Source organism: Actinomadura vinacea (genome assembly GCF_039532545.1).
Classification (GTDB): domain Bacteria; phylum Actinomycetota; class Actinomycetes; order Streptosporangiales; family Streptosporangiaceae; genus Spirillospora; species Spirillospora vinacea.
On sequence record NZ_BAAARW010000023.1, the window covers coordinates 1 to 11,570 of the forward strand.

An 11,570-nucleotide genomic window follows, 5' to 3' on the forward strand; every position below is an offset into this window, starting at 1 on the left:
GGCCTGCACCCCAGACCGGCTGAGATGCAAGCGATCCGGCCTCCAACATTGCCGGGGCGGTCCAGTTCCCCATTGGAATTCGCCAGCCCGCTTAAGGTTCAACGCCGAGCAGAACGTCGTGGAGGGGAGGAACGTGTAGCGGTGCTTGCTATCGGATTGGTCCCAGTCGGTGACGCCGCCGTAGCGGGTGGTGGTGACGGCCAGTGAGCCTGGCAGGGTGTTGTGCCCCCAGCGGCTGCCGTCGTGACCGTCCAGGTTGGGCCAGTCGGCCTTGTAGGGGTGATCGGCGAGAAGCAGGCCGGTCGGGCTCCCGGATTCGGGCCCCGACCGGGGCATACCAGGTGACGGGGGAATCGGCATAGACCCGATTCTCGGTTCGACGTTGCAACACCGTCGGATCGATGTCGTGTCCGTAGACGTCCAGCGGCGTTTCGTACTGGATGTGCTGGTCGTCGCGATGCTTCGGGTCGAGGTCGTACCGGTCGGTCATTCGTCCGACGAGCTGTTTGAACGCCACCCAGATGTACTTCTGCGCGTATCCTTCGCGCTTCTCGCCGTCCGGGGAGTGCGGGCCCGGAAGGTAGCGATCCATGTCACCGAAGCGTTCTGGAGTCCATCCGAGTCCAAGCGCTTGCTCGAACAAGATTGCGCCGAAATGGTCGGCGGTGAAATTCCGGTCGAGCTTGAAGCTGCGGACCGCAGAGTTTACAACGTACTTGCGGAAATCGTCGTAACCGGACATCACGAGATGGTGGATGTGAGCTTCCCCCCGTAGCACGGCCACCTGTGGTGAGATGGGTCAGCGTCCGGTCTGTGAGGCTTTGTGCTGTTCCGCAAAGGTGACCGGGCTGAGCATTCCGATGCTGGAATGCCTTCTGAACGGGTTGTACCAGCACTCGATCCATTCAAACATCGCGGCTGCCAACTCGGCGCGCGATTGTCATTTCTTGACGTCAAGCAACTCGGTCTGCATCGTTCCCCAGAAAGATTCCATCATGGCATTGTCGAAACAATCACCGACCGTGACCATCGAGCCCAGCAGCTCCGCCTCGCGCAGCCGCCGACCGAATGCCCAAGACGTATATTGAAAGCCGTGATCGGAATGCAGAATCGTCGCATCGGTGGTCAGATTGCGGCGGGCCACAGCAGCGGCCATCGCGTCGATGACCAGGGTGCTGGTCTGGCGGATATCGATGGAATGGCCGATGATCCGGCTGGAGAAGCAGTCCAGCACCGCGGCGCAGTACAGTTTCCCGTCCTTGGTCGGGTGCTCGGTGACGTCGGTGACCCACAGTTGGTGCGGTGCGTCCACGGTGAAGTCGCGTCCGACCAGGTCTTCCTCGGTGGCCTGGTGCGCCTGGTTGCGGCGGCTCGCCGGTGGATCCCCTGGATGCCGGCCTGGCGCATCAGCCTCGACCCGCTTGCGGTTGACCGGTTCGCCCAGCCCCAGCGTCAGCTCGGCATGCACCCGCGGCGATCCGTAACTGGACCTAAACTCCTCATGAATGGCGCGGATCAGTTTCAATAGTTCGACACCGTGCATGCCATCTGCGAGCAGTACCGCGGGGCCACCGCCCTGGACGCGGCCGACGACCAGGCCGACTGCGGCCGCTGGCGCATCACGTGTCCCACGCTGGTTCTGTGGAACGCCACCGGCCCGGTCGGGTAGTGGTACGACCCATTCGACGTCTGAAAGATCTAGGCCGCCGACGTGCGCGGCGGTTTGATCCAGGCTGGCCACTTCCCGCCGGAGGAAGCGCCCGCGGAAAAGCTGCGCTACCTGCTGGACTACTGACATGAGACCTGCGCGAACCAAAGCGTGGAGCTTCCATGTCTTGTCCGCGCAGAACACGGGCGCACTCAACTCGGCATGAGAAGTCGACGGCAGTGCCGCAATAGTGCTGGGCAGTAGGAGCTCTTCGGGAACTGGCGTTGTCTGAGGGCAGCTACGGTACCCGCGCCAGTGATACCCGGGACGGCCTCGGAGGTCCCGCCTCACTGGCCTGCGTTCCACGATTCACACGTCCCGCCGTCGCGTCCCACTGACGAGGCAAGGGGACGGCGGCGCTGTTGGGGGCGGATTGGAAGGCGGGTCGGGATGCGATGACAGCCTGACGTCTTGGGCTGGGTGTGTCTCGGTCGGTGCCCGCGAGCGAACATCGAGCAACACGGGGCAGATCGGGGCGTACCGGGCGGCGAATGACCAGGTGGTCATTGATGTTTTTGCAGGTCAGGGGTGGCGCGCCCAGAGGGATTCGAACCCCCGACCGTCGGTTTAGAAGACCGATGCTCTATCCGGCTGAGCTATGGGCGCCTGTTGCGCCCTGAGTGTAGAGCGCGATCCGTGGTCTTCGCACGAGGGTAATGGTGTGGTGTGCCTGGCAGTGGTGCGGAAACCGGTCTGTGCGGTGGCTGGGACGGCTTATCTTCTGGGGTGTGGTGGTCGAGGTGGAGGTGCCGCTCTCCGGTGGGGATGTGACGGAGGGCGTCGTTCGGGTCGGGGATACGGTGCGCCGGCCCTGTGGGGCGCATAGTTCTGCGGTGCACGGGTTGTTGCGGCATCTGGAGCGGGTCGGGTTCGATGGGGCGCCTCGGGTGCTTGGCGTGGACGGCAAAGGGCGGGAAGTGCTCAGCTGGGTCGCGGGGGAGGCTCCTGGGCGGCCTCTGCCGCGGTATGCGGTGACGCGGGAGGCACTGGTGGGGGTGGCGTTGTTGTTGCGGCGCTACCACGAGGCGGTGGCTTCCTATGAGGTGCCGGAGGACGCGCGGTGGGACGATCAAGCGTCGCGTTTGGACGGGCCGCCTGAGTTGGTGGGGCACTGCGATGTGACGCCGGAGAACGTGGTGTTCCGAGGTGGGAGGCCGGTGGGGCTGATCGATTTCGATCTGGCGCGGCCGACGACCCGGATGTACGACGTGGTGACGACGTTGCGGCATTGGGCGCCCATCGCGGATCCCGCGGATCGGGACTGGCGGTTGTGCGCGGTCGATGTGGGGGAGCGGCTCCGGGTGTTCTGCGACGCCTATGGGTTGGATCGTGACAGGCGGCGGGAGGTGCTGCCTGCGGCGCGGTTGCGGTTCGAGCGGTCGTACGAGGCGATGCGGTTCAGGGCGGAGCAGGGGGGTGCTTGGGCGCGGCTCTGGCACAAGGGTGCGGGGCATCGGATCCGCAGGGCGCAGGACTGGTTGGAACGGAACTGGGATGAGCTTGATGCGCGGCTCGCGTGAGGGCCTGTTGCTAGGGGTCGCTCTGGACGCTCTCCTGGGGGATCCGCGCCGAGGGCATCCGGTGGCCGCTTTCGGCCAGGTGGCCAGGCGCTTGGAGCGGAGGGTCTACGGCGACTCGAAGGTGCGCGGGCTGATTTTCACGGGGGTCCTGGTCGGGGGTGCCGCGGGGGTCGGTGCGGTTCTGGAGAGGGTGAGCGAGCGGCCTGTTTGGCGTATGGGCGTCACCGCGGTTGCCACGTGGGCCGTATTGGGGGGCACCTCGTTGGGACGTGAGGGGCGCGAGATGGCGCGTGCTCTGGAGGTGAACGATCTGGAGGCGGCGAGGGGCAGGCTTTCTCATTTGTGTGCGCGGGATCCCGCCGGGTTGGGCGAGAGCGAACTGGCGCGGGCGACGGTGGAGTCCGTTGCGGAGAACACCTCGGACGCGGCCGTGGCGCCGTTGGTGTGGGGGTTGGTCGCGGGTGTGCCGGGGTTGCTGGCCTACCGGGCGGCCAACACGCTGGACGCCATGGTGGGTTATCGGAGTCCCCGGTACGAGAGGTTCGGGTGGGCGGCGGCCCGGCTGGACGATGCGCTCAATTGGGTGCCCGCGCGGGTGACCGGGCTCCTGGTCGTCGCGTGTTCGGGAGGGAAAGCGTGGCGGGTTTTCAGGAAAGACGGGGGCAAACACCCCAGCCCTAACGCCGGGAGGTGCGAGGCGGCCTTTGCGGGGGCGCTGGGGGTGCGTCTGGGCGGGGTCAACGCCTATGGCGGACGGGTCGAGGCGCGTCCTGAGATGGGGGACGGGCGTGCGCCGGAGGCGCGAGATGTGCGGAGGGCCGTCCGGCTGTCGGCCGTGGTGACGGGTGCGGCCGCGTTGCTGGTGTACGGGGTGCGGCGTTGAGCGGGGCGCTGCTGGTCGCGGGGACGACCTCGGACGCGGGCAAGAGCGTGGTGGCGGCGGGGATCTGCCGCTGGCTGGCGCGGCAGGGTGTCAAGGTGGCGCCGTTCAAGGCGCAGAACATGTCGCTGAACTCGATGGTCACAATGGACGGGGCGGAGATCGGCCGGGCGCAGTACATGCAGGCGCAGGCGGCCCGGATCGAGCCTCGGGCGATCATGAATCCGGTGCTGCTCAAGCCGGGGAGCGACCGGCGCAGCCAGGTGGTGGTGCTCGGGCGGCCGGTGGCCGAGGTGGACGCGCTGGAGTACGGGGCGCACAAGGAGCGGCTGCGCGAGGTGGTCGCCGAGTCGTTGGCGGAGCTGCGCGCCGGTTGCGACGTGGTGGTCTGCGAGGGGGCGGGGAGCCCGGCGGAGATCAACCTGCGGGACGGAGACATCGTCAACATGGGGTTGGCGCGGGCGGCGGGGCTGCCCGTGGTCGTGGTCGGGGACATCGACCGCGGCGGGGTGTTCGCCTCGCTGTTCGGGACGGTGGCGCTGCTGGAGCCGGCGGACCAGGCGCTGATCGCCGGGTTCGTGATCAACAAGTTCCGGGGGGCGGCGGAGCTGCTGGAGCCGGGGCTGGACCGGCTGGCGGCGCTGACCGGGCGTCCGACGTTCGGCGTGCTGCCCTGGAAGCTGGGGCTGTATCTCGATTCGGAGGACACGCTGGCGCTGGACGCGCCGCGGCAGGACGCCCGGGCGCCGTACGGGAACGAGTCGCTGCGCGTCGCGGTGGTCAGGTTCCCGCGGATCTCGAACTTCACCGATCTGGACGCGCTGCGCTGCGAGCCGGGTGTGGTGGTGCGGTACGCGGCCAGTCCGGGCGATCTGGTCGACGCGGACCTGGTGGTCCTGCCTGGGACGCGGGCGACGGTGGCGGATCTGGCGTGGATGAGGGAGCGCGGCATCGCCGACGAGATCGTCCGGCGGGTGAAGCGGGATCAGCCGGTGCTCGGTGTGTGCGGCGGGTTCCAGATGCTGGCCCGGCACATCGACGACGAGTACGAGTCGGGTGCGGGCGGCGTCGACGGGCTGGGCCTGCTGCCGGCGAGCACGGTCTTCCAGGGGGAGAAGATCCTGGGACGGCCGGTGGGGCGGGCGTACGGCGAGCCGGTCCGTGCGTACGAGATCCACCACGGGATCGTGGACGTGGAGGGCGGGGAGCCGTTCCTGGACGGGTGCCGGGTAGGTGCGGTCTGGGGGACGACCTGGCATGGCGCGATGGAGAACGACGGTTTCCGGCGGGCGTTCCTGGCGGATGTGGCGCGTCGGGCCGGACGGGATTTCACGCCCGCGCCGGACGTGTCGTTCGAGGCCCTGCGCGAGGCCACGCTGGACGTTCTTGGAGATCTGGTGGAGGAGCATCTCGACACCGGCGCGCTCTGGCGGCTGATCGAGCACGGCGCCCCGTCGGGATTGCCGGTTCTTCCTCCCGGCGGTTAATTGCCCGCGTTCGGGGGCTTCTCGCCGAACAGCCAGCCGGAGCGGAGCTGCTCCCTGATCGGGGGGAATTCGCTGAGGGACACGAATTGCTGCTTCGGCAGCCCGTTGGTCCCGGCCATGCCGGCGACCGCGAAGAACCCGATGACGTCGGCGATGATCAGGATGATGCCGAGGGCGACCACGCCGGACATCATCAGGAGGATCGCCAGGGCCAGCACGACGACGTTGGTGGTGCAGCCGATGCCCCACACCTTGGTCGTGCGGCTGCTCTGCTCCTGTTTGCACTGCGCGCAGCGCGGCACGCGGACGGTCAGCTTCCGCCACGTGGTCTGGATCTGCCGCGCGTTGTAGCCGTACGAGACGACCTGCCGGTTGACGTCGCCGTACATCTGCTGCTCGTAGATCGCCCCCTCGTCGGGGGCGCGTTCCTTGCAGAACCAGCAGGTGGCGTAGACGAGGTTGTCCTGGACGGTGTCGAGGTTCTTCTGGAGCTGGGCGCGGCTGGCCTCGGTGGCGGCGATGGCCATGGCGCGTTCGAGCGGGACGGAGGCGTCGCGCCAGCCGTCGGTCTTGTTGACGTACATGACCACGCAGCGCATGGCGTGCGCGGCGATCTCGTCGCGGACGCCCTGGAGCAGCGAGTCGTCGGGCGGAAGTACCGCTCCCAGCGCGGTCAGCACGGGCTCGGCCTGGTCGAGGAGGCGTCTCGCCTCGCCGGCGCCGGTGGTGGGGTCGGCGGCGGCGCGGTCGAGGGCGGACTGGCTGAGCGAGCGGAGCCGGCCGGTTTCGTGGCCGGCGGCGTCGCGCAGGGCCGTGTCGACGGCCCGCTCGGGGAAGCCGGCACGGCGCACCAGGTCGACGTGGGCGGTCGCCTGGGCGTGGCCGCCGTCCTGGGAGACCCGTACCGCCAGCCGGGCGCTGATCGACAGCAGCGCGGCGGGCAGGTGGTCGCGCATCTCGGCGGCGGCGCCGGGGCCGAGCCGGGGGTCGTCGGCGTCGCGCGCGCGGGCGGCGACCAGGTCCCAGAACGCGTCGTTGTCGAGGACGGCCCGCCAGTTGTGCAGTGCCTTGGCCCAGAGTTCTTGCCCGTCGAGGCCGTCGGCGTCCAGCGCGCGGGCGTGGGCCAGCACGGCGAGGTTGTGCGCGGCGACGGCGGTGGCGCGGCCAGGGCCGGGGCTGGTCCACAGTTCCTCGGCTCGGTCGAGGTCGCCGGTGCGCAGGGCCTCCAGCGCCTCGTCGCGGACGCCCTTGGACGCGGCGTTGTGCGAGGGCCAGAACCAGAACAGCTCGTCCTCGAGACGGCGCAGCGGGTCGCGGAGCCGCTGGATCGCCTCCTTGGCGGTCTCCAGGTCGGGCGGCGGGTCGAGCGGCAGCAGGGACGAGCCGGAGCCTGGCGCGGCTCCGATCTTCGCCTGGATCTGGAGTTCCTCGGAGCGGCGCCGGATGTCGCGGGCGCTCGCGTCGATGGGCAGCCCGGCGACGCGGAACGGGTTCTCCCGGTACAGCTCGGGCCCGACGCGGGTGAAGAAGGCGGCCCGGGCGGCGCTCATCGCGCACCCGCCGTGGAGATGCGCAGGGTGACCGTGCGGTTGCGGGCGGCGCCGGAGCCGTCGTCCGGGTACGGCGGCAGCATGCCCGCCAGGGTCGACACCGAGAACCTGGAGGTGGGGATCCGCGCGGACGTGCGGAGCACCTCGCGGACGACGGTGGCGCGGACGGTGCCGAGCTCGACGTTGCTGGCGTACTCGCCGCCGGGCCGTACCGCGCTGCGGTCGGTGTGGCCGATCACGGCGACGGTGAGGCGGTCGCCGTGCGGGCGCAGCCGCGTTCCGAGGGTGTTGAGGACGGCCCGGCCCTGGGTGGAGAGGGTCGCGCCGTCGCGGAACAGCCCGCGGTCGAAGGTGACCGCGATCTCGCCGGGACGCCGCTGGACACGCACTCCTGGACCGTCCAGTCGGAGCCCGGCCAGGACGTCGGCCGACGGTGTGGCCGACGGCGCGGGCGCGGTGGCGGCCGGGGCGGCCGCCGGGTCGGTCCGCTCGCCGTCGTCCAGCCACAGGTCGGCCAGCATGACGAACGCGAGCAGCGTCACCAGCGCCGCGGCGGCCCGCAGCGCGAACCGGGCGGTCAGGGCGCGTCCGGCGATCCCGCCCGAGGCGGCCCGCTCGCGGACGGCGGCGATGCGGCGCCGTCCCTCGGCGGCCGCCCGGTGCCCGGGGGACAGCGCGGCGGCCTCGGCCCAGCAGCGGTCGGCCTCGTCCAGCCGGCCCCGCTGGGCGTGGACGCGGGCCTTCAGGTCGAGGACGGCGGCGTCCCGGGCGTCCTCGTCGGGCAGGCCGTCCAGCAGTTCCGCGGCCTCGTCGAGGCGGCCGGCCCGGGCCAGTTCCCGGGCCTGGGCGAGCGCCACCTCGCGCACCGCGAGCGCGGCCGGCATGGGCGCCGGCGGGGCGCCGCTCACCGGCTCCGCCGGACGGTGCTGAACGGGTCCGGCGGGGGCGGCGGCGTGGGCAGCAGCTCGCCGAGGGCGGCGTTGACCTGCCGCAGCGTGGCGACGTCGTTGGTCTCCACCGCGCGCCGGCCGGTGGCCATCAGCTGCTCGGCCTCGCGCTGGTCGCGCATCTCCGGCTGGAGGGTGCGCAGCTCGTCGAAGGCGAGGAAGGCCAGGTCGCCGGACTCGTCCAGGACCCGCAGGGCCAGCTGGCGCAGCTCGGCGACGCGCTGCCGCAGCAGGTCGGCGTCGTGCGCGGCGATGGCCTCCTGGATCGCCGCCTCGCCGGTCTCCAGCAGGCTCTGGTGGGCGGTCTTGCCGCGGTCGCGGACGACTTCGCGCACGGCGGGGATGAGTTCGCGGGCCTCCTGCACCAGCGCCGGCCATTCCAGCTCGTCCTCGACCTCGTCGGTCGCGGCGCGCAGGTCGCGCAGCCGGTTCTCGGCCGTGATGGCCGCGCCCGGGTCGACCTTGGCGGCGTCGACGAGCTTGTCGAGGTCGGGCACGATGCGCTCGTTGTCGATCCTGGCCAGCACCTGTTCGGCGCGCGGGTCGGCGAACTCCGACGCCCGCCGCCGCGCCTGCTGCAGCCGCTGCTTCTCGGCGGCGACGTCCCGGGCCAGCCGGCCGGGGTCGGGGGCGGTCTCGGTCTGCAGGTTGATCGCGTGCTCGAACTCCTCGTCCAGGAGCGGGATGTAGGCCCGCGCGACCACCAGCCTGGACTCGTCGATGAGGAGCGTGAGGTCGACCTGGCTGCCCTCCGGCACGTCCCGCCGGATCTGCTCGGGGTTGACCTCCAGCCGGCCGATCTGCCGGTTGCGGTCGGCGCGGTGGTGCTCGCCCTCGACGACCGGGATGCGGATCATGCCCTCGCCCTGGCCGCGGCTGAGCCCGACCGTGGTGCGCAGCGATATCTGGCGCCGGGCCGGCAGCGGCGTGCCCTTCTTGAGCAGCCAGTCGACCTCGTTGTCGGCGAGGCCGATCCCGACCGAGTGGATGAGCGGGGGCTGGGTCTCCACGACGCCGACCGTGTAGGTGAGCGTGCCGGGGGTGACCGGTTTGAGCGCGCCGGTCGGGTCGGTGAGCTCGATCTGGAAGGTGTTGGCGCGGCCCTTCTCGGCCCACAGCGTGGCGGTGAAGGTGCCCTCGGCCGACAGCGGGATCCGCCCGCTGCGCCACGGCGGCATGCTCTCGGGGTTGACGAACTCGACCGAGTAGCCGGCGGTGTCGCCGCCGGTGACCCTGCCGCCGATGAACGGCTCGATGTCGGGCCCGACCGGGCGGTACTCCAGCGCGACCGCGTACTCGCCCGCGGTCGGCGCGGGCGCGGCCGCGACGGTGTCGAGCCGCTGCGTGCCGGCGAAGATCGCGGCGCCGCGGGCGACCGCGGTGATCGGGTCCTGGCCGTGGTCGAGCGGGATGCCGAGCCCTTCGCGCGGGTCGGCGAGGCGCTCGCGCAGGTACGGCGTCAGCGTGGGACCGCCCACCAGCAGCGCCTTCTGGATGTCGCCGGGGCCGAGCCGGCTCTCCTCCAGGGCCTTGCGGCACAGGTTGACCGACCGGACGATGAACGGCTCCATGAGGCGTTCAACATCGGCCCGCATCAGGTCGTACTCGAAGTCGAACGGCTGCCCGGAGTCGTCCTTCAGCTCGACGAAGAGGTTCGCGGACTCGGCGCTGGAGACCTGGACCTTGGCCGCCTCGGCGGCCAGCTTCAGCTTGTTGATCGCCCCGCGCCAGGCGGGGTTGCCGCGGCGCAGGTCGCTGAGCCCGAACTCGCGGGCCACCGCCGGGACGAGGAGCTCCTCGACGATCGCCCAGTCCAGCAGCTTGCCGCCCAGGAAGTTGTCGCCGCGGTGGTTGACGACGGTGAACTCGCCGTCCCGCACGTTGACCACGGCGGCGTCGAAGGTGCCGCCGCCGAAGTCGTACACGAGCCAGAACGCGTTCTCGTCGTCGGTCTGGAAGCCGTAGGCCAGCGCCGCCGCGGTGGGCTCCTGCAGCAGCGGCGCGTGGGTCAGCCCGGCCAGCTCGGCCGCCCGCCGGGTCGCGTCGCAGGCGCTCAGCTCGAACGCCGCGGGCACGGTGATGACCGCCGAGGTGATCTCCTCGCCGGTGCGCTTGGCGACGTCGTGCCGCAGCGAGCGCAGCACCTCGGCCGACAGCTCCTCGGGCTCCATCGACCGGCCGGCGGCCGCGAACACCTTCGGCTGGCCGGTGGTGCCCATCTGGGACTTGAACTCCAGGCAGGTGTTGTCGGGGTCGCTCTCCCCGCGCTGCTTGGCGGCCTGCCCCACGATGAGGCGGCCGCGGCGGTCGACCATCACCGCCGAGGGCGTGGTGTCGGAGCTGAGGTCGTTCTTGATGATCTCGGCTTCGACGCCGTTGAGCCTGGCGATCGCGCTGTTGGTGGTGCCGAGGTCGATCCCGAAATCGATCGTGGTCCTGGTCATGGCGTGCGCGTTTCCTCCGTCGCTCCGGCTGCCTGCGCCTCGGGCGGCGGTTCCGGCGTCCCCACGATCACCTCGGCCATCTGGATCGACCGTCCACCCAGGTAGACGCCGGGACGCACGGTCTCGATGATCTGCTCGCGGCCCAGGCCCGGGGTGGGCTCGTAGGCGACCACCGACATGGCCAGCCCGACGTCGAACGGCTCGCCGAGATGGTCCTTGATCACGACGTCGGCGTCGGCGAGGGCGTCCCAGGCCGTCTCCAGGTGGCGGACGATCGCGCGCGGCGGGTCGTCCATCCGGTCCATCCGTGTGCGCAGCCGCCACAGGCTGGTCGCCACGTCGGCGAGGGAATGGCCGGAGAGGCCGTCGGGGCCGGCCGCGTCGCCCGCCGTCTGGAGCGGGAGGTCGGTGACCGTGTCGGCGGCCGGACCCGCGCCCTCGGCGGGGACGGTGTCCTCCCCACGGCCCCCGGGGACGGTGTCGGTCTCCGCGGTGGGGCCGGACGGTGCGGCCGCGGCCCCCGTGCCTGCCGGTTCCGTGCTTGCCGGTTCCGCGCGCGCCGATTCCGTGCGCGCCAGTTCGGCGAGTGCGGTGAGTGCGTCGTCCGGCCATGCGGACGCCTGGATTCTGAATTCCCGGGGGTGCCGGAACTGCCGGAGCGCGGCTCCGGCCCTCGACAGAACGCGCGCCATCCCCGTGAGTTCCTCCCGATCATGCCCGATGCGAGGGAGATTTTCCCGCTCTGGAAGGTGGAATGTCCAGGGTGTATTTCCTTGTGCCCGCGGTGTGCGGCGGGTTCCCGGGGCGCGCGGGCGGGGGCCAGGCGCCGGTTGCGGGCCGGCCGCGGGACCGGGGGGAAGGGCGCCTTCCTCCCATTACCTTGATCGTCTTGCCTGGGAACCGGTGCCGGATCGGTGTGCCGGACCGGGAATGCGCGATGTGTTCGGAGGATGGGGTGGCCGGATCCGGCCACCTGTCTTTGGTTAATTTCGTGCTCGAGGGTGCACCGAATGCTCGTCTCATATTTCCTTTAT

Annotated in this window: 9 protein-coding genes, 1 tRNA gene and 1 pseudogene; 4 read left to right on the plus strand and 7 right to left on the minus strand. The window is 70.7% G+C overall.

All coding sequences use genetic code 11. The features are described 5' to 3' along the window. Positions 1-406: 406 nt before the first annotated feature. On the plus strand, positions 407-775 hold the full coding sequence (locus tag ABD340_RS30700; RefSeq protein WP_344593670.1) for a hypothetical protein: 369 nt from the start codon (positions 407-409) through the stop codon (positions 773-775). A gap of 24 nt (positions 776-799) precedes the next feature. On the opposite strand, the pseudogene ABD340_RS48155 reads toward ABD340_RS30700, so the two are convergent. The 3 genes and pseudogenes from ABD340_RS48155 to ABD340_RS30710 form a co-directional block, all read right to left on the minus strand. Next, a pseudogene (locus ABD340_RS48155) lies at positions 800-928 on the minus strand (IS3 family transposase); the annotation flags it as partial. A 12-nt stretch (positions 929-940) separates the two neighbouring features. Further along, positions 941-1,864: an IS3 family transposase gene (locus ABD340_RS30705; RefSeq protein WP_344593672.1), complete on the minus strand. Its 924-nt coding sequence runs from the start codon at positions 1,862-1,864 to the stop codon at positions 941-943. Positions 1,865-2,237: 373 nt separating this feature from the next. After that, positions 2,238-2,314 (minus strand) — tRNA-Arg (locus tag ABD340_RS30710). Positions 2,315-2,436: 122 nt separating this feature from the next. Between ABD340_RS30710 and ABD340_RS30715 the strand changes: the two genes are divergently transcribed. From ABD340_RS30715 to ABD340_RS30725, 3 genes are read left to right on the plus strand one after another with little or no spacing between them, the layout of a single operon-like run. Next, a complete protein-coding gene (locus tag ABD340_RS30715) occupies positions 2,437-3,228 on the plus strand; it encodes a phosphotransferase (protein WP_344593674.1) in 792 nt (263 codons plus the stop codon). After that, complete coding sequence (locus tag ABD340_RS30720) at positions 3,212-4,111, plus strand: cobalamin biosynthesis protein (protein WP_344593878.1); 900 nt, start codon at positions 3,212-3,214, stop codon at positions 4,109-4,111. The genes ABD340_RS30715 and ABD340_RS30720 overlap by 17 nt, the downstream gene beginning before the upstream one ends. After that, positions 4,108-5,595 (plus strand): cobyric acid synthase, encoded by a 1,488-nt coding sequence (locus ABD340_RS30725; protein ID WP_344593675.1) that lies wholly within the window; start codon positions 4,108-4,110, stop codon positions 5,593-5,595. The genes ABD340_RS30720 and ABD340_RS30725 overlap by 4 nt, the downstream gene beginning before the upstream one ends. Here the strand turns inward: ABD340_RS30725 and ABD340_RS30730 are convergent. Genes ABD340_RS30730 through ABD340_RS30745 form a run of 4 tightly spaced genes read right to left on the minus strand, consistent with a single transcriptional unit; the run spans position 5,592 to position 11,228 of the window. Further along, positions 5,592-7,145 (minus strand): hypothetical protein, encoded by a 1,554-nt coding sequence (locus ABD340_RS30730; RefSeq protein WP_344593677.1) that lies wholly within the window; start codon positions 7,143-7,145, stop codon positions 5,592-5,594. The two genes, ABD340_RS30725 and ABD340_RS30730, sit on opposite strands and share 4 nt — an antisense overlap. Continuing rightward, positions 7,142-8,053 carry a hypothetical protein gene (locus ABD340_RS30735; protein WP_344593679.1) on the minus strand — a complete coding sequence of 304 codons (912 nt, stop codon included), beginning with the start codon at positions 8,051-8,053 and terminating at the stop codon, positions 7,142-7,144. Before ABD340_RS30735 ends, ABD340_RS30730 begins: the two co-directional genes overlap by 4 nt. Beyond that, positions 8,050-10,536 (minus strand): Hsp70 family protein, encoded by a 2,487-nt coding sequence (locus ABD340_RS30740; RefSeq protein ID WP_344593681.1) that lies wholly within the window; start codon positions 10,534-10,536, stop codon positions 8,050-8,052. Before ABD340_RS30740 ends, ABD340_RS30735 begins: the two co-directional genes overlap by 4 nt. Further along, a complete protein-coding gene (locus ABD340_RS30745; protein WP_344593682.1) occupies positions 10,533-11,228 on the minus strand; it encodes a hypothetical protein in 696 nt (231 codons plus the stop codon). Before ABD340_RS30745 ends, ABD340_RS30740 begins: the two co-directional genes overlap by 4 nt. Between the last annotated feature and the right edge of the window lie 342 nt (positions 11,229-11,570).